Source organism: Pseudomonas sp. UF-293 (assembly GCF_058245595.1).
The window spans coordinates 220657-238345 of sequence record NZ_JBSICA010000008.1; the positions used below are offsets into that span (position 1 = coordinate 220657).

Below are 17689 nucleotides of genomic sequence, written 5' to 3' on the forward strand. Positions count from 1 at the left end.
GAGCTGCCGAAGGCTGCGATCTTTTGATCTTGAAACAAAATCAAAAGATCGCAGCCTTCGGCAGCTCCTACAGGGGGCAAGTCAGATTTCGATCAGCGCACCCAGTTCGCGCTCCAGCTCGGCCTCATCCGCCAGATTCAGCTCGATCAGCCGCCGCAGGCGCTGGATCGATTCCAGGCTGATATGCCGGCAGATGAACCCCAAATGCCCGTTCTCCTCGTGAGCCAGATGCACATCCATTTCGATATCGACGTCTTCGCTCAGATGAATGTCGACGACGAAGTCCTGCTCTCTGTCCCCCAGCCACGGCTCCGGTCGCTCGATCAGCAGGCCCTTGAGCGACAGGTCGATCAGTTTGACCGGCCAGATGTACTCGCCCTGTTTCAGCTCGGTTCGGGCATCGAACGCAATACGTTTGAAACGACGTCGATTGGCAGGGTGCTCACTCATGGCGCAATCCTCATGAAGGTTCGCTGACTATAGACCGCGAATGCGGGCGCCAGCCAATCGCTCAAGCGTCTAGACCTATGTCGGGGTATGGCCTTTGGCGCCGTAAGCGCTAAACTCGGGGTGGCTGTCTTTCTTGTCCACCCTGGCTGGAATAATAAAATGAAAAATAATAATAGCCTGCTGCGCCACTTACCCTGGCTCGTGCTGGCAATCGTAGGAGCGTGCGCCCTGGGCGTAGTGGCATTGCGCCGCGGCGAGGCGATCAACGCCTTGTGGATTGTGGTCGCTGCCGTGGCCATTTATCTGGTTGCGTACCGTTACTACAGTCTGTTCATCGCCAACAACGTGATGCAACTGGATCCGCGTCGGGCCACCCCCGCCGTGCTCAACAACGATGGTCTGGACTATGTGCCGACCAACAAACACATTCTTTTCGGTCACCACTTCGCGGCCATCGCTGGCGCGGGGCCGCTGGTCGGTCCGGTGCTGGCGGCGCAGATGGGGTATCTGCCCGGCACACTCTGGCTGATTGCCGGTGTGGTGCTGGCGGGCGCGGTGCAGGACTTCATGGTCCTGTTCATGTCGACCCGACGCAACGGCCGTTCCCTGGGCGATATGGTGCGTGAAGAAATGGGCCGCATTCCCGGGACCATCGCGCTGTTCGGCTGCTTCCTGATCATGATCATCATCCTCGCGGTGCTGGCGCTGATCGTGGTCAAGGCCCTGGCCGAGAGCCCGTGGGGCATCTTCACCGTGATGGCGACCATCCCGATCGCGATGTTCATGGGCATCTACATGCGCTACATCCGCCCGGGCCGCATCGGCGAAATCTCTGTGGTCGGTGTGTTGCTGCTGCTCGGTTCGATCTGGCTGGGCGGGCAGATTGCTGCCGATCCGGTATGGGCCAAAGCCTTCACCTTCACCGGCGTGCAGATTACCTGGATGCTGGTCGGTTACGGTTTTGTCGCTGCATCGCTGCCGGTGTGGCTGATCCTGGCGCCGCGTGACTACCTGTCGACCTTCCTCAAGATCGGCACCATCGTCGCCCTGGCGATCGGCATCCTGATCACCATGCCCGAGCTGAAAATGCCGGCGCTGACCCAGTTCGTCGACGGCACCGGGCCGGTGTGGAAGGGCGGTCTGTTTCCGTTCCTGTTCATCACCATCGCCTGCGGCGCGGTATCGGGTTTCCACGCGCTGATCTCGTCGGGCACCACGCCGAAGCTGCTGGATAACGAAACCAACGCCCGCTACATCGGTTACGGCGGTATGCTGATGGAATCGTTCGTGGCGATCATGGCCATGGTTGCCGCTTCGGTGATCGAGCCGGGCGTGTACTTCGCCATGAACAGCCCGGCAGCAGTCGTCGGCAGTGACGTCGCTTCGGTGGCGCAGGTTGTCACGAGCTGGGGCTTTGCGATTACGCCGGAAGCGCTGCAAGCGGTTGCCCATGACATCGGCGAGACCACCATCCTGGCTCGCGCCGGTGGTGCGCCGACCCTGGCGGTCGGTATTGCGCAGATCCTGCACAGTGTCCTGCCGGGTGAAAACACCATGGCGTTCTGGTACCACTTCGCGATCCTGTTCGAAGCGCTGTTCATCCTCACCGCTGTGGACGCCGGCACCCGTGCCGGGCGCTTCATGCTGCAGGATCTGCTCGGCTCCTTCGTACCGGCGCTGAAGCGTACTGAATCGTGGGGTGCCAACCTGATCGCCACCGCCGGTTGTGTGGCGATGTGGGGCTGGTTGCTGTATCAGGGCGTGATCGATCCACTGGGCGGCATCAACACCCTGTGGCCATTGTTCGGCATCTCCAACCAGATGCTCGCCGGTATCGCGCTGATGCTCGGCACCGTGGTCCTGATCAAGATGAAGCGCCAGCGCTACATCTGGGTCACCCTGTTGCCGGCCACCTGGCTGTTGATCTGCACCACCACGGCTGGCTTCATCAAGCTGTTCGATGCCAACCCGGCGATCGGCTTCCTGTCCCTGGCCAAGAAGTACAGCGATGCGCTGGCCAATGGTCAGGTGCTGGCACCGGCGAAAAGCGTCGAGCAGATGCAGCACGTGATCTTCAACGCCTACACCAACGCCACACTCACCGCGCTGTTCCTGTTCGTGGTCTTCAGCATCCTGTTCTATGCGCTCAAGGTCGGCATCGCCGCCTGGGGCAAAAAAGAGCGTACGGATAAAGAATCGCCATTCCAGGCCCTGCCGGATGCGTAACCAGAGGATTGCACCATGTTCAATGACCTGAGTCGCCTCGGTAAATACCTCGGTCAGGCCGCGCGCCTGATGGTCGGCATGCCCGACTACGACACCTACGTCGAGCATATGCAAACCAAACACCCGGACAAACCGGTGATGAGCTACGAGATGTTCTTTCGCGAACGTCAGGAAGCCCGTTACGGTGGCAAGGGTGGGCCGAAGTGCTGTTGAGCTGACAGCGCAGAAGTTGAGGTAATCCCCTGTGGGAGCGAGCCTGCTCGCGGATACGGAGTGTCAGTTGATGAAGGATTTGACTGATACACCGCTTTCGCGAGCAGGCTCGCTCCCACATTTGTTTTCGTGTTCTTTTCAGGAGATCGGGTTTTGTCTTCTCCCATCCCGGTAACGGTACTCAGCGGTTTCCTCGGCGCCGGCAAGACCACCTTGCTGCGCCATTTATTGAAAGCCGAGCACGGCCTGAAAATCGCCGTGATCGAAAACGAATTCAGCGACGCCGGCATCGACACTCAGTTGCTGGGTGATGAGCCGGTGCAAGTCATGACCTTGGCCAACGGCTGCGTCTGCTGCACCATTCACACCGACTTGACCAAGGCGCTGTACTTGCTGCTCGAGCGCCTGGACAGCGGCGAGATCGCCTTTGACCGTCTGGTAATCGAATGCACCGGTCTGGCCGATCCGGCACCGGTGGCGCAGACGTTTTTCATCGACGAAGAGCTGCGCGAGCGTTACCTGCTCGACGGCATCATCACCTTGGTCGACGCGGCCCACGCCGACGTGCACCTGACCCAGACCATCGCCCAGGCGCAGATCGGTTTCGCTGATCGCTTGCTGGTGAGCAAGACCGATCTGGTCGACGCAGCGACATTCGACGCGCTGAGCGAACGCCTCACCCGAATCAACCGTCGTGCGCCGATCCGCGTGGTCGAGCACGGCAACATCGATCTGGCCGAGCTGCTGGATGTGCGCGGCTTCAACCTAAACGCTGATCTGGGCGGCGGTTTGAGCCTGCGTCCGGTGAGCAAGGCGCCGTCGATCGATCGCATCTCCAGCCTGGTGCTGCGCACCGATCAGGCGCTGGATATCGATCAGCTCAGCGAGTTCATGAACGAACTGCTGGAAGAGCACGGCAAGCAATTGCTGCGCTACAAAGGCGTGCTGAACATTGCCGGCGAAGACCGGCGGCTGGTATTTCAGGGCGTGCTGAAACTCTATGGTTTCGACTGGGACACCGAATGGGCCGAGGGCGAGACGCGCGAGAGTGTGATCGTGTTTATTGCCGATGACTTGCCGCAAGAGAAGATTCGGGCGGGGTTTGCCAAAGTAGTGGCGGGCTGGTGAGGCTGTGTTGTCATTGATGGCCTCTTCGCGGGCAAGCCCGCTCCCACAGTGGATTGCATCCTGACAGAATGCGGTCCACTGTGGGAGCGAGCCTGCTCGCGAAAGCGATCTAGCCAGCAGCACAATGCCCATGGTCTGAACCCAGCAGCGTCTGCTCAAGATGATCCAGATGCCGATTCATCAACATGCCGGCCTTGGAAACATCACCTCGCTCCACTACCTCAACCAACGCCACATGCTCTTGCCACGCGCAGCAGCTTCGCGTCGGGCTATCACTTCGCGCAATCGCCAGCGACGTCAACGGCACCAGACTGCGCAGAAAATGCGCTAACGGCACATTCTCTGCCATTTGCGCCAATAGCAGATGAAACTCCCCCGACAAGCGAATCGCCGCCGCGCGCCGATCCTGCTCGACGGCGCGCTTCTCGCGTTCGATCAATGTACGCAGGCTAGCCAGTTGATCTGCACGCGGACGCTGACACGCCAACCGCACCAACGTGTTCTCTGCCAGCCGTCGCGCATGCAAGGTCTGCCGGATCAGCTCCCGATCAGGCGCGGCCACTCGCGGTCGATGATTGGCGCGCAATACCACGATCTGCTCATGGGACAACTGCGTCAGTACCCGCCGCACATCAGCGCGGCCGGCGCTGAACATCGCTTGCAGAGTGTCCTCGGTAAACCGGCTGTCTTCATCAATACGCTGCTCGAGAATCGCGTCGAACACTCGCGGATACAGATCCTCCGTCGGCGTGACCAGGCGAGAGACGGGCAGGGCGGTCGAATGCACATGCGAGGCTGAAGCAAAACTGTTCATGGCCGTTCTCCTGGCAGATCAGGTGGGCAGGTTGTCATCCGGAATATTCAGCTCGACGCCCATGCGCTGGCCTTCGCGCAGAATGTGCCGGCGCATTTCGGTGCTGGCCTGGGCGCTGTTCTTGCTGCGGATCGCGCGAACCACAGCTTCGTTTTCTTCCAGGCGTTCGGCCAGATGTTCCGGTGAATTGCGCAACACTTCGGCGCTTTGCTTGAGCGCGTTGCTGGTCTGCTGTACCACGCTCTGGAAAATCGGGTTCGAGGTCAGCGTGAACAGTTCTTCGTGGAAAGCGATGTAGGCGCTGACCCCGGCTTCACTGTCACCGGCCTCGAGGGCTTCGCGCATGTCCATCAGGGTCAGGCGCAACTGGCCGACTTCCTTGCTGCTGATCGATTGCGCGACTAGCCCGACAATGAACGGCTCAAGGGTGTAGCGCAGTTGCAGCACGTCTTCGAGACTGGCGCCGGCCACCGCGCTGTCGTGGCTCTGGCTGTCACTGAGTTGCGCGTCGAGCACGATCACGCCTTTGCCCGGCATCGAGCGCACCAGACCAAGGGTTTCGAGGACGATCACCGCTTCGCGCAGGCTCGGTCGGCTGATGCCCAGTTGTTCGGCCAGTTCACGCTGGCCCGGCAGCATATCGCCGGAGCGCCACTGGCCACGGGCCAACGCGGCGCGGAGTTTTTCCACCACTGAGTTGACGACGGTTGAAGTTGTAATCACGTATTGGCTCCCTGCGCCGTGCCTGCGCATTGGCAGGCACGGCACTCATTCAGAATTCTTTGGCCGCCGCCTGAGCGACGGTTTTTCGCGGTTGAAAGTTATAGCCCTGCTCGCCGTTGAGCACCTTGTTCGCGCGCTGCACGTCGATGTCCTTTTCCCAGCGGGCGATGGCCACGGTGGCGACGCAGTTGCCGATCAGATTGGTCAGCGCCCGGCCGATGCCCATGAACCAGTCCACGGCCAATACCAGCACCAGACCGACCACCGGAATCGCCGGGATCGCCGTCAGCGTCGCGGCGAGAATCACCAGCGCCGAACCGGGAATGCCATGGGCGCCTTTGGAGGTGATCAGCGAAACCAGCAGAATCGTCAGCAAATCGGTCATCGCCAGCGGTGTGCCGGTGGCATTGGCGATGAACACGATGGCCAGGGTGAGGTAAATCGAGAAACCGTCGAGGTTGAACGAGTACCCGGTCGGAATCACCAGACCGACCGTCGAGCTGCCGATACCGAGGTGTTCGAGCTTGCGCATGATCTGCGGCAGCACGGCGTCGGAAGAGGCGGTGCCCATCACGATCAGCAGTTCTTCACGCAGGTACTTGAGCAGCGGCCACATGCGCAGACCGGATACGCGCATCACCAGACCGAGGATCAGCGCGACGAAGGCGATGCAGGTCAGGTAGAACAGACCGACCAGACTGCCCAGGTGCTGCAGAGAATCGAGGCCGTATTTACTGGTGGTGAAGGCGATGGCGCCGAACACGCCGATCGGCGCCAGACGCACGATCATGCCCATGATGCGGAAGATCACGTGGCTGAGTTCGTTGATCAGCCGCGAGATTCCCGAAGCGGCTTCGCCAACCAGATTCAGCGCACTGCCGAACAGCACCGAAAACAGCAGCACCTGCAGAATATTGTTGTCAGCGAAGGCACCGATCACCGAGGTCGGGATCAGGTCCATCAGGAATTGTGTGGTGGTGTGCATGTGCTGGCCACGCTCGGCGAGGTCGCCCATGTCGGCGCTGGAGAGTTGCTCCAGATGAATGTTCGCGCCGCTGCCAATCCCGGTGCTGAAGGCGAACACCAGGCCGATCACCAGAGCGATGGTGGTCAGCACTTCAAAGTAGATCACCGATTTGAGGCCAATGCGCCCGACCTTCTTCAGATCGCCCGCGCCGCTGATGCCGCTGACCACCACGCAGAACACGATCAGGCCGATGAGCATCTTGATCAATTTGATGAAGCCATCGCCGAGCGGTTTCAGCTGGGCGGAGTATTCAGGAAGGGTCAGCCCGCAGACGATGCCGAGCATCAGTCCGAGAACCACTTGGAGGAAGATTGAACGCGAGCACCATCTGAGCATGGGAGGAATCCTGGTCGGTGTCCTGGCTGCCGTGCGCTGAGCGCATCAGATTCAAGACTTAATTATTGTGGTCTTACCGGTATGTCCAGTGCAGGCGCAGTCTAGGCTTGGTTTTTTCCTGATTACAAGGGGGAAACATGAAATTGGCATGACCGGTCTGACCAGAGGCCAAAGCCGCGTAGGCGCTGCCGACGGCTGCGATCTTTTGATCTTGTTTTTAAAATCCAGATAAAAAGATCGCAGCCTTCGGCAGCTCCTACAGGTGAATTGCGGGCGAAAAAAAACCGGCCAATCACTTGGCCGGTTTTTCATGCTGCGGGTTTAACGTCGCATCAAGCGCCGTATACCGGCAGTTTCTTGCAGATGGCTTTGACTTTCTCGCGAACGGCGTCGATCACCGCTTCGTTGTTCAGGTCAGCCAGGATGTCGCAGATCCAGCCGGCCAGCTCTTTGCACTCGGCTTCTTTGAAACCGCGAGTGGTGACAGCCGGAGTACCGAAGCGCAGGCCGGAAGTCACGAACGGCGAGCGTGGATCGTTAGGCACGGAGTTCTTGTTCACGGTGATGAACGCTTTGCCCAGTGCGGCGTCGGCGTCTTTACCGGAGATGTCCTGCTTGATCAGCGACAGCAGGAACAGGTGGTTTTCAGTACCGCCCGATACCACGTCAAAACCGCGCGCGATGAAGACTTCGGCCATGGCCTTGGCGTTCTTCACCACTTGTTGCTGGTAAGTCTTGAACTCAGGCTGCAGCGCTTCCTTGAAGCAGATCGCTTTAGCAGCGATCACGTGCTCCAGTGGGCCACCCTGGGCGCCCGGGAATACTGCGGAGTTGAGCTTCTTCTCGATGTCGGCATTCGCCTTGGCCAGGATCAGACCGCCACGTGGACCGCGCAGGGTCTTGTGGGTGGTGGTGGTCACGACGTCGGCGAACGGTACCGGGTTCGGGTAGACGCCAGCGGCGACCAGACCGGCGACGTGAGCCATGTCGACGAACAGGTAGGCGCCAACCTTGTCAGCGATTTCGCGGAAGCGCGGGAAGTCGAGGATCTGCGAGTAGGCCGAGAAACCGGCGACGATCATTTTCGGCTTGTGCTCGACCGCCAGGCGCTCGACTTCGTCGTAGTCGATCAGGCCGTTGGCGTCGATGCCGTACTGGATGGCGTTGTACAGCTTGCCCGAGGAGGAAACGCTGGCGCCGTGGGTCAGGTGACCGCCGTGTGCCAGGCTCATGCCCAGAATGGTGTCGCCAGCCGACAGCAGCGCCAGGTACACCGCAGCGTTGGCTTGGGAGCCGGCGTGCGGCTGAACGTTGGCGTAATCGGCGCCGAACAGTTCCTTGGCGCGGTCGATGGCCAGTTGCTCAACCACGTCAACGTATTCGCAACCACCGTAGTAACGCTTGCCCGGATAGCCTTCGGCGTACTTGTTGGTCAGGACCGAGCCTTGAGCTTCCATCACCGCTGGGCTGGTGTAGTTTTCCGAAGCGATCAGCTCAATGTGTTCTTCCTGACGCTGAGCTTCTTGCTCCATGGCGGCAAAAAGGTCGGCGTCGTACTTGGCAATAGTCAAATCACGGCTGAACATGGCGGTCCTCAAGGATCGGGGGCAGAAAAGGGGGGCATTCTAACCCAACCGCTTTTGGATGACATATGAAACGACATCATGTCGCAGACAAGCGGCGTTCATGACAGATGTGCGGTGCTTTTACCGGCCTCTTCGCGAGCAGGCTCGCTCCCACATTTGAGATGCATTCCCCTGCTGCAATGCATTCCCCTGTGGGAGCGAGCCTGCTCGCGAAGGGCGCGCCGCAGATGTTCAGTCGAACATGAACAATGCGTCGTTACAGAACTGCGCTGCAAACCGTCCCGCCGGCATCGGCCGACCAAACAGATATCCCTGCACCTCATCGCAGCCATGCTCGCGCAGGAAGTCCAGTTGCTCATGGGTTTCCACGCCCTCGGCGATCACCGCCAGGTTCAGGCTGTGGGCCATGGCGATGATGGCGCGGGCGATCTGCGCGTCCTGTTCGCCGGACGGCAGCCCATCGACAAAGGTGCGGTCGATCTTCAGCACGTCGATCGGGAATTGCTTGAGGTAGTTGAGCGATGAATAACCGGTGCCGAAGTCGTCGACCGCGATGCTCAGGCCGAGGTTTTTCAGCCCGGCGAGAATCTGCATTGCTTCGCTGACTTCGCGCATCAGGATACTTTCGGTCAATTCCAGCTCCAGACACGCCGGGGGCAGGCCGGTTTCGCGCAGGATCGTCGCGATCCGCGTGCCCAACTGGCCGTCGGAGAACTGCCGTGCGGAGATGTTCACCGAGACCTTCGGCACCCGCACCCGCTGCTGGTGCCAGGTTTTCAGCTGTCGACAGGCCTCGCTGATGACCCAGTCGCCAACGTCCACCACCAGGCCGAGCTCTTCCAGCACCGGAATGAAATCCCCCGGTGGCACCAGTCCGCGACGGGGATGGCGCCAGCGCAGCAGCGCTTCGGCGCCGGTCAAACGTTTGCCGTCGCCGCTGAACTGCGGTTGGTAGTACAGGACGAATTCGTTCTGCTCCAGCGCATGGCGCAAATCGCTTTCCAGCTCCAGACGTTCCAGCGCACTGGCGTTCATGTCGGCCTGATAGAACTGGAAGTTGTTCTTGCCGCGTTCCTTGGCGTGGTACATCGCCGTGTCGGCGTTCTTCATCAACTGGCTGAGTTCGTTGCCGTCCTGCGGGCTCAGGGCGATGCCGATACTGGCGGTGACGAAAAACTCGCGACCCTCAAGCACGAACGGCCGCACCAGGCTGGCGAGAATCTGCTCGGCGACATGAATCGCCCGGTTCAGCGCCAGTTCGCGGTTGGAGCGATGCTGCAACAGCAAGGTGAATTCGTCGCCGCCCATGCGCGCCACGGTGTCATCGTCATCGACGCAGGCCAGCAGGCGCGTGGCCATGTCCTTGAGCATGCGGTCGCCGGCGGCGTGGCCGAGGGAGTCGTTGATCGGTTTGAAACGGTCGAGGTCGAGGAACATCAACACCACCCACGACTTCTGCCGCTCGGCCGCTTGCAGCGCGGTGTGCAGACGATCCTGGAACAGCGTGCGGTTCGGCAGGTGGGTGAGGGCGTCGTAATAGGCGAGGCGGTGAATGCGCTGCTCGCTGGCCTTGCGCTCGCTGATGTCGCTGAAGAAGCACACGTAACTGGCCAGATCGCCCTCATCGTCGAGCACGGCAGTAATGCCGACCCACGCCGGGTAATGCTCGCCGTTGCGGCGCTTCATCCACACTTCGCCTTCCCAGGTGCTGTGCTCGTGCAATTGCTTGAGCACGTAGCGCAGGTGCGCATCCTGCTGCTCGTCGACAGTGAGCATGTTCGGCAACTGGTCGAGCACTTCGCCGACGCTGTAGCCACTGACCCGACTGAACGCTTCGTTGGCCTGGACGATGTACCCAGCGGGATCGGTGATCAGGATCGCCGAAGTCGAGTGCTCGAATACCGTGGCGGCCATGCGCAGATCTTTTTCGGCACGGCGCTGCTGGCTGATATCGCGGCCAACGCCGAGCACACCTTCGAATGCGCCGTGTTCGTCCCACACCAGCACCAGGCGCAGTTCGATCGGAATCTTGCGGCCATCGGCGCGCAGGCAATCGAAGAGGAACAGCTGGGTTTGCACCTGACTGCGCAGCAATGCCAGTTGCTCGGGCTTGTCCAGCGCCTTGCTGACGCGGTCCATCAGCACATGAATGCCGTTCAGTTGCCCGGGATTGGCGATGATCGATTGCCAGCCGTTCTGGAAAATCCATTCGGCGTTGTAACCGAGCACGGCCTGCACCGACGGGCTGACGTAGTTCAGCGAGAGCTTGCTGTCGGTGGAGAAAATCACGTCGCTGATGCTTTCGGCGAGCATGCGGTAACGCTGCTCGCTGTCACGCAGCGATTCGCTGGCCTCGATCTGTTCGGTGATGTCCTTGGCCACGCCGATGATCCGCGTGACCTGATCGTGCTTGTCCCGCGCCAGCGCCTGTTCACGGATGTCGAAGCGCCGCCACTTGCCGTCGCGATGGCGGAAGCGTAATTGGCATTGCAACAATTGGCTGTAACCGGCGTGACGCTGCAACTGCCGCGAGCGATGGTAATAGTCGGCGTCTTCCGGGTGCAGAAGGATTTCCCAGAAGTACTCGCCCATCTGATGCAGTTCAGTGCGGTTGTAGCCCAGGGTCTGGCCAAGGTGGTGGTTGCTGAAAATCATCCGCTGGCTGATCACGTCCTGCACATACAGATGATCGGGCACGGTGCGCACCACGTCCGACCAGAAGCCTTCGCGCTCCAGCAGCGACAGCTCGATCAGCTTGCGGCTGGTGATGTCGTTGATGCTGAGAATCACCGCTTTATAGTCGTGCTGCTCGCTCGGCAGGCGCAGGACCATCCACAGGTGCTGGTCGCGGCCGTTGCTGTTGGGCAGTTTGATTTCCAGTTCCAGCTGCTTCTGCTGCTGCAGGACAGCGTCGAGAATCTGCTGGCCGATCGCGCACTGCGGATGGCGCTGGCCGTCGATCAGCAGTTGCCAGGCATCGTCGCAGGAATGCACATCAAGCAGTTGCAGGGCGACCTGATTGACTTCGGTGACGCGCATTTCCGCCAGCAACTGTTGGCGCTGCTGCGGTTGGTCGAGCCAGGCCTTGAGCTGGTCGCTGGTCTGGATCTGCGCCTTGTCGAACATCTGCTTGAGGCCGGACAGGTCAAGCACGCACAAGGCCACGCCGGTGCCTTCGAAAATATCCTGATAACGCCGCCGACCTTCATGCACCTGGCGCTGGCGCCGACGCATGTTCAGCAGCGCGATCACCGGCAACATCGAGAGCGCCAGGCCGAGCAGGCACTTGCCGATGAACGCCGGTAGCAACTCTTCCAGTACGCGTTGGCGGTCGAACAGCCCGCGCAATTGCCAGTCGCTGCTGCTCAGCGGCACGGTCAGTACGGTGTTGGCGACATCGTCAGGCGTCAGCCCGCCAGCCTTGTTTGACGGCAGCCCGGCCTCGCGACTGATGATCTGGTGGTTGAGGCGGTTTTCCACCAGCCACAGCGGGCGCAGAGCGGTGGCGTCCTGTTTGGTCAGCGAGTCGAAGAAGGTCGGCGTCAGGCGCAAGGCCCAGTAACCGCGACTGCTGCCGCTGGCCTGATGCAGCAGCAGATGCACCACCGAGCCATCATCGGCATTGCTGAAGTAATGCGCCTGGGCGCGGCTGCGGCGCACCAGTTCGGTCAGGTAATCGGCGTCGGCGCTGTCAGTGGCGCTGTCGCTGATGATCCGGCCGGAAGGCGAGAGCAGGGCCATGCTGCGCAGGTCGGGCAGCGAGCGTTGCAACTTGCGCAGCAACATCTGCTGTTCGTCGGCAGTTTGCGGTTGTTCGACGATCGGTAGCAGATTTAGGGCGATTTGCGCATTCAGTGCCATGTTCAGGCTGACCTGAGCAGCGAGGTCGGCAGTGTAATCAATGGTGTACTGGCGCTGGTTCTTCTGGGTTTCGCGCAATTGATCGAGCAGTTGCCAGAACAGCAACGCGAGCAATAACAGCACGAGGGTGGCCAGCGCACCCTTTAATGTCCCGCGCAGGGGCGAGCCGGGCGCCGGTGGGGTGCTGCTCACAGAGGCTGGCGGAGTGACATTGGTCAAGCTGTGATCCTGCGATTTGGCTGGACTGGCGCGACGTGCACTATAAGCCGGACGCCCGAAGGGCGGCTAGCATGCCTTGAGTTGTGGCGAAGTGCCAGCCCCTCCCGGCTGGACTGCCTTCCAGCATTAAGGTAGCTTTGCCGGTTAGACCGGGGGCGTTCCAGCCCCTACAATCAGACTTTTTCCAGCGCGCACGCATTGATCGCGATCAAGTGAACGACGCGCACAGTCTGGCCAGGCATCGCCTGCGCTCCAATCATTCATCTGTCACTGACCCAAGGTTCTCCATGGCTCAATACGTCTTCACCATGCATCGGCTGGGCAAAGTTGTTCCGCCGAAGCGGGAAATCCTCAAGAACATTTCGCTGTCCTTCTTCCCCGGCGCCAAGATCGGCGTGCTCGGCCTCAACGGTTCGGGTAAGTCCACGCTGCTGAAAATCATGGCCGGCGTCGACACCGAGTTCGAGGGCGAAGCCCGTCCGATGCCAGATTTGAACATCGGTTACCTGCCGCAAGAGCCGCAGCTCGATCCTGCCAAGACCGTGCGTGAAGTGGTCGAGGAAGCGGTCAGCGTGATCAAGGATGCGCAAGCGCGTCTGGACGAGGTCTACGCGGCCTACGCCGACCCGGATGCCGACTTCGACAAGCTCGCTGCTGAACAGGCCAAGCTCGAAGCGATCCTGCAGGCCAGCGACGGCCACAACCTCGAGCGCCAACTGGAAGTCGCCGCCGATGCGCTGCGTCTGCCGGCCTGGGACGCGAAAGTCGAACACCTGTCCGGTGGTGAAAAACGTCGTGTCGCCCTGTGCCGTCTGCTGCTGTCCGCTCCGGACATGCTGCTGCTCGACGAACCGACCAACCACCTGGATGCCGATTCGGTGGCGTGGCTGGAGCATTTCCTCCACGACTTCCCGGGCACCGTGGTCGCGATCACGCACGACCGTTACTTCCTCGACAATGTCGCCGGCTGGATTCTGGAACTCGACCGCGGCGCGGGCATTCCTTACGAGGGCAACTATTCGGGCTGGCTCGAAGCCAAGTCCGATCGTCTGGCCCAGGAATCCAAGCAGCAGTCGGCTCATGAAAAAGCCATGAAAGAAGAACTGGAATGGGTGCGCAAAGGCGCCAAGGCCCGCCAGTCGAAGTCCAAGGCCCGTCTGCAACGCTTCGAAGAAATGCAATCGCAGGAATTCCAGAAGCGCAGCGAAACCAACGAGATCTACATCCCGGCCGGTCCGCGCCTGGGTGACAAGGTCATCGAATTCAAGAACGTCACCAAGGGCTATGGCGATCGCGTGCTGATCGACAACCTGTCGTTCTCGATGCCGAAGGGCGCCATCGTCGGCGTGATCGGCGGTAACGGTGCCGGTAAGTCGACGCTGTTCCGCATGCTGATGGGCAAGGAAACCCCGGATTCGGGCAGCATCGAAATCGGTGAAACCGTGCAGCTGGCCTGCGTCGACCAGAGCCGCGAAGACCTCGACGGCAGCAAGACCGTGTTTCAGCAGATTTCCGACGGCTCCGACCAGATCCGCATCGGCAACTACGAGATCCCGTCGCGTACCTACGTCGGTCGCTTCAACTTCAAGGGCGGTGACCAGCAGAAGTTCGTCAAGGATCTGTCCGGCGGTGAGCGCGGTCGTCTGCACCTGGCATTGACCCTGAAAGAGGGCGGCAACGTCCTGCTGCTCGACGAACCGTCCAACGACCTCGACGTGGAAACCCTGCGTTCGCTGGAAGAAGCCCTGCTGGACTTCCCGGGCGCGGCGATTGTGATCTCCCACGATCGGTGGTTCCTTGACCGTGTCGCCACGCACATCCTGGCGTACGAAGACGACTCGCAAGCGGTGTTCTTCGAAGGCAACTACACCGAGTACGAAGCCGACCGCAAGAAGCGCCTTGGCGAAGCAGCGGCCCAGCCACACCGGGTACGTCACAAGAAACTGGCCTGATTTCAGGTTGGTTGCTTGAGCAAGCGGAGCCTTCGGGCTCCGTTTTTTTTGCCTTGGGTTTTTCCTGATAAACCGAGTTGCGGCTTTCGCGAGCAGGCTCGCTCCCACAGGGGTAACGCATTCCAAATGTGGGAGCGAGCCTGCTCGCGAAGACGGTGTAACTGTTGGTGCAAGTCTTGAATCGGTACTCCCCACTCAGGTGCAAAAACGGATCAAAAAACCCTCGGATTTATATCCTGTGCACCATTTAATTTCATAACTGCGACATTTTGCTCTGTTCCTGTGCGCAATTCGTTTGTTACAGTCCGGCCCAATCTCCTCCAACGACAATAAATTTGCCGAGACTTTGCCCATGATCGAATCCGTCGAATCCTTCCTTGCGCGCCTGAAAAAACGCGACCCGGACCAGCCCGAATTCCACCAGGCAGTCGAAGAGGTCCTGCGCAGTCTGTGGCCATTTCTTGAAGCCAATCCGCATTACCTGACTTCGGGCATTCTCGAGCGCATCTGCGAGCCTGAGCGCGCGGTGGTGTTCCGGGTGTCGTGGGTCGACGATCAGGGCATGGTTCAGGTCAATCGCGGCTTCCGTATCCAGATGAACAGCGCCATCGGCCCGTACAAGGGCGGCTTGCGTTTTCATCCGTCAGTGAATCTCGGCGTGCTGAAATTCCTCGCCTTCGAGCAGACCTTCAAAAACTCGCTGACCTCCCTGCCCATGGGCGGCGGCAAGGGCGGTTCGGACTTCGATCCAAAGGGCAAGAGCGACGCTGAAGTCATGCGTTTCTGTCAGGCGTTCATGAGCGAGCTGTACCGCCACATCGGTGCCGATGTTGACGTACCGGCCGGTGACATCGGCGTCGGTGCGCGGGAAATCGGCTTCCTCTTTGGCCAGTACAAGCGCCTGAGCAACCAGTTCACCAGCGTCCTCACCGGCAAGGGCACGACCTACGGCGGCAGCCTGATTCGCCCGGAAGCCACCGGGTTCGGTTGCGTGTACTTCGCTGAGGAAATGCTCAAGCGCCGTGGGCAGAGCGTGGAAGGCAAGCGTGTGGCGATTTCCGGTTCTGGCAACGTTGCGCAATATGCGGCGCGCAAGGTCATGGATCTGGGCGGCAAAGTGATCTCGCTGTCCGACTCCGAAGGCACGTTGTACTGCGAAGCAGGACTGAGCGAAGAACAGTGGCTGGCGCTGTTGGAGCTGAAGAATGTAAAACGCGGGCGCATCAGCGAACTGGCGAGCGCCCATGGTCTGGAATTCCGCGCCGGGCAGCATCCATGGTCGCTGCCGTGCGACATCGCGCTGCCCTGCGCGACGCAAAACGAACTCGACGCCGAAGCCGCACGCACGCTGCTGCGCAATGGCTGCGTCTGCGTGGCCGAAGGCGCGAACATGCCGACCACGCTGGAGGCTGTGGATATCTTTATCGAGGCCGGCATTCTGTTTGCGCCGGGCAAAGCTTCGAATGCCGGCGGCGTGGCCGTGAGTGGTCTGGAGATGTCGCAGAACGCCATGCGCCTGCTGTGGACGGCGGGCGAGGTCGACAGCAAGCTGCACGCGATCATGCAGGCGATCCACCACGCCTGCGTGCATTACGGCGAAGACAACGGTCAGGTCAATTACGTCAAAGGCGCGAACATCGCCGGCTTCGTCAAAGTCGCCGATGCGATGCTGGCGCAAGGCGTGGTTTAAGCCGGTTCGATGCGGATCACTTCGATCTGTTGATCGCCGGCCGGTCGCTGCCACAGCACTTCATCGTTGAGCCGGGCGCCAAGCAAAGCCCGGCCCAGCGGTGAAGCCCAGTTGATCAGGCCCTGACTGGCGTCGGCCTGATCCTCGCCGACCAATTGCACGCGGTGTTCAGTGTCGTGTTCATCGGCAAAAGTCACCCAGCTACCGATCTGTACCTTGTCGGTGGAGGTCGCGGCGACTGCGACTTGGGCGCTGCTCAGGCGTTGAGTGAAATACCGCAGATCCCGTTGCAGATCCGCCAGGCGTTGCTTGTCGGCCTGCTCGCCCTTGGCCGTTTGCTCGGCGTGCAGGCTCTGCAACTCGGCGACTTTCGTCTGCAACTGCGCCAAACCTTGCGGGGTGACGTAATTGGGCTGCGTGCTGACCTGGCGTTCGACCGGCTGATCGGCCTGCGCGGCGGCGTTGTCTTCGTTGACGAATGCGCGACTCATGAAGTCCTCCTGTTAAAGGATTTGGGCCATGGTTGCCGGCATTTGGTTTCAACGGATGTCTGCAAGCGACCTATTGCGAGCGATAAGCCCGTCCGGCGCCCTGGTCCTTCTGCTGCTGCCAGGCGCGTTCGCGTTCGTCCCAATGCTCGTTGCGATATTGCTCGCGATCCCTGTTTTCGAGCATCGCCTGACATTGGCGGAAGCCGTCGACCCAGCCGTCGGCGTATTGCTGGTCCTTGAGATAGCGCGGTACGTTCTTGCGAAACTCGCCGCTGATCGAGCCCGCCGCTTGCCGGCCGCTGACGCAACCGTCATCGAAACCGTCGGCGAATGCCGGTGGATACCCCTTGGCAATCAAGTCTTCATGGGTGGTCTGGCAACCGCCCAGCGCCAATACAACGCCCAACAACCCCACGCACCGCCACATCGCACTCTCCCGCGCCGGTTTTCGGCTGATAGGGAAAGTCTAGAAGGGGATTCATGAGGCGGCTGTCGAAGGCCTGTGAAAAATCCATTGCACACCACAAAGCCCTGTGGGAGCGAGCCTGCTCGCGAAGGTGTCGGCACAGCCAACATCTCGCTCGACTGACCCACCGCGTTCGCGAGCAGCCTGGCTCCCACAATTTCCAGCGCCCAACCACCCTTCATCATTCGAACGCGAATCCCTGTGGGAGCGGGCTTGCTCGCGAAGGCGTCGGCACAGCCAACCTCTCGCTCGACTGACCCACCGCGTTCGCGAGCAGGCTCGCTCCCACAATTTCCAGCGCCCGACCGCCCTTCATCATTTGATCGCGAATCCATGTGCGAGCGAGCCTGCTCGCGAAGGCGTCGGCACATCCAGCATCTCGCTCGACTGACCCACTGCATTCGCGAGCAGGCTCGCTCCCACAATTTCCAGCGTCCAACCACCCTTCATCATTCGAACGCGAGTCCCTGTGGGAGCGAGCCTGCTCGCGAAGGCGTCGGCACAGCC

Annotated in this window: 13 protein-coding genes and 1 pseudogene; 5 read left to right on the forward strand and 9 right to left on the reverse strand. The window is 60.6% G+C overall.

Annotated elements, in window-relative coordinates:
• Positions 1 to 81 precede the first annotated feature (81 nt).
• Entirely contained in the window at positions 82 to 450 is a 369-nt protein-coding gene (locus AC4IHP_RS12175; RefSeq protein WP_490831780.1) for a PilZ domain-containing protein, read from the reverse strand.
• A gap of 159 nt (positions 451 to 609) precedes the next feature.
• Here AC4IHP_RS12175 and AC4IHP_RS12180 point away from each other — a divergent pair, with 159 nt between their 5' ends.
• The 3 genes from AC4IHP_RS12180 to yjiA all read left to right on the forward strand — a co-directional run bounded on the left by AC4IHP_RS12180 (position 610) and on the right by yjiA (position 4017).
• Positions 610 to 2676 carry a carbon starvation CstA family protein gene (locus tag AC4IHP_RS12180; protein WP_016773099.1) on the forward strand — a complete coding sequence of 689 codons (2067 nt, stop codon included), beginning with the start codon at positions 610 to 612 and terminating at the stop codon, positions 2674 to 2676.
• Between the two features lie 15 nt (positions 2677 to 2691).
• A complete protein-coding gene (locus tag AC4IHP_RS12185; protein WP_003228401.1) occupies positions 2692 to 2889 on the forward strand; it encodes a YbdD/YjiX family protein in 198 nt (65 codons plus the stop codon).
• A gap of 153 nt (positions 2890 to 3042) precedes the next feature.
• Positions 3043 to 4017: a GTPase gene (gene yjiA, locus AC4IHP_RS12190; RefSeq protein WP_490831781.1), complete on the forward strand. Its 975-nt coding sequence runs from the start codon at positions 3043 to 3045 to the stop codon at positions 4015 to 4017.
• A 109-nt stretch (positions 4018 to 4126) separates the two neighbouring features.
• Here the strand turns inward: yjiA and AC4IHP_RS12195 are convergent, their stop codons facing one another.
• The 5 genes from AC4IHP_RS12195 to morA all read right to left on the reverse strand — a co-directional run bounded on the left by AC4IHP_RS12195 (position 4127) and on the right by morA (position 12583).
• On the reverse strand, positions 4127 to 4831 hold the full coding sequence (locus AC4IHP_RS12195) for a GntR family transcriptional regulator (protein WP_490831782.1): 705 nt from the start codon (positions 4829 to 4831) through the stop codon (positions 4127 to 4129).
• A gap of 18 nt (positions 4832 to 4849) precedes the next feature.
• On the reverse strand, positions 4850 to 5554 hold the full coding sequence (locus tag AC4IHP_RS12200) for a FadR/GntR family transcriptional regulator (RefSeq protein ID WP_490831783.1): 705 nt from the start codon (positions 5552 to 5554) through the stop codon (positions 4850 to 4852).
• 49 nt (positions 5555 to 5603) lie between these two features.
• Positions 5604 to 6917: a C4-dicarboxylate transporter DctA gene (locus AC4IHP_RS12205; protein WP_258603721.1), complete on the reverse strand. Its 1314-nt coding sequence runs from the start codon at positions 6915 to 6917 to the stop codon at positions 5604 to 5606.
• A 332-nt stretch (positions 6918 to 7249) separates the two neighbouring features.
• Positions 7250 to 8503: a serine hydroxymethyltransferase gene (gene glyA, locus AC4IHP_RS12210; RefSeq protein ID WP_460121574.1), complete on the reverse strand. Its 1254-nt coding sequence runs from the start codon at positions 8501 to 8503 to the stop codon at positions 7250 to 7252.
• 231 nt (positions 8504 to 8734) lie between these two features.
• Positions 8735 to 12583 (reverse strand): cyclic di-GMP receptor MorA, encoded by a 3849-nt coding sequence (morA, locus tag AC4IHP_RS12215; RefSeq protein ID WP_490831784.1) that lies wholly within the window; start codon positions 12581 to 12583, stop codon positions 8735 to 8737.
• Between the two features lie 287 nt (positions 12584 to 12870).
• Between morA and ettA the strand changes: the two genes are divergently transcribed.
• A complete protein-coding gene (gene ettA, locus AC4IHP_RS12220; RefSeq protein ID WP_016773108.1) occupies positions 12871 to 14535 on the forward strand; it encodes an energy-dependent translational throttle protein EttA in 1665 nt (554 codons plus the stop codon).
• 352 nt (positions 14536 to 14887) lie between these two features.
• Positions 14888 to 16225 carry an NADP-specific glutamate dehydrogenase gene (gdhA, locus tag AC4IHP_RS12225; RefSeq protein WP_490831785.1) on the forward strand — a complete coding sequence of 446 codons (1338 nt, stop codon included), beginning with the start codon at positions 14888 to 14890 and terminating at the stop codon, positions 16223 to 16225.
• On the opposite strand, the gene AC4IHP_RS12230 is transcribed toward gdhA, so the two are convergent.
• The 3 genes and pseudogenes from AC4IHP_RS12230 to AC4IHP_RS12240 form a co-directional block, all read right to left on the reverse strand.
• Positions 16222 to 16716 carry a GreA/GreB family elongation factor gene (locus AC4IHP_RS12230; protein WP_460121568.1) on the reverse strand — a complete coding sequence of 165 codons (495 nt, stop codon included), beginning with the start codon at positions 16714 to 16716 and terminating at the stop codon, positions 16222 to 16224. The genes gdhA and AC4IHP_RS12230 overlap by 4 nt on opposite strands.
• Before the next feature lie 70 nt (positions 16717 to 16786).
• On the reverse strand, positions 16787 to 17143 hold the full coding sequence (locus AC4IHP_RS12235) for a hypothetical protein (protein WP_490831786.1): 357 nt from the start codon (positions 17141 to 17143) through the stop codon (positions 16787 to 16789).
• A gap of 354 nt (positions 17144 to 17497) precedes the next feature.
• Positions 17498 to 17689: pseudogene (locus AC4IHP_RS12240) on the reverse strand (hypothetical protein); the annotation flags it as partial.

Excerpts from the sequence above, each read along its gene's own strand:
- AC4IHP_RS12175 (WP_490831780.1), bottom strand. The coding sequence starts at position 450 with ATGAGTGAGCACCCTGCCAATCGACGTCGTTTCAAACGTATTGCGTTC.
- AC4IHP_RS12180 (WP_016773099.1), top strand. The coding sequence starts at position 610 with ATGAAAAATAATAATAGCCTGCTGCGCCACTTACCCTGGCTCGTGCTG.
- AC4IHP_RS12185 (WP_003228401.1), top strand. The coding sequence starts at position 2,692 with ATGTTCAATGACCTGAGTCGCCTCGGTAAATACCTCGGTCAGGCCGCG.
- AC4IHP_RS12195 (WP_490831782.1), bottom strand. The coding sequence starts at position 4,831 with ATGAACAGTTTTGCTTCAGCCTCGCATGTGCATTCGACCGCCCTGCCC.
- AC4IHP_RS12205 (WP_258603721.1), bottom strand. The coding sequence starts at position 6,917 with ATGCTCAGATGGTGCTCGCGTTCAATCTTCCTCCAAGTGGTTCTCGGA.
- glyA (WP_460121574.1), bottom strand. The coding sequence starts at position 8,503 with ATGTTCAGCCGTGATTTGACTATTGCCAAGTACGACGCCGACCTTTTT.
- ettA (WP_016773108.1), top strand. The coding sequence starts at position 12,871 with ATGGCTCAATACGTCTTCACCATGCATCGGCTGGGCAAAGTTGTTCCG.
- gdhA (WP_490831785.1), top strand. The coding sequence starts at position 14,888 with ATGATCGAATCCGTCGAATCCTTCCTTGCGCGCCTGAAAAAACGCGAC.
- AC4IHP_RS12230 (WP_460121568.1), bottom strand. The coding sequence starts at position 16,716 with ATGAGTCGCGCATTCGTCAACGAAGACAACGCCGCCGCGCAGGCCGAT.
- AC4IHP_RS12235 (WP_490831786.1), bottom strand. The coding sequence starts at position 17,143 with ATGTGGCGGTGCGTGGGGTTGTTGGGCGTTGTATTGGCGCTGGGCGGT.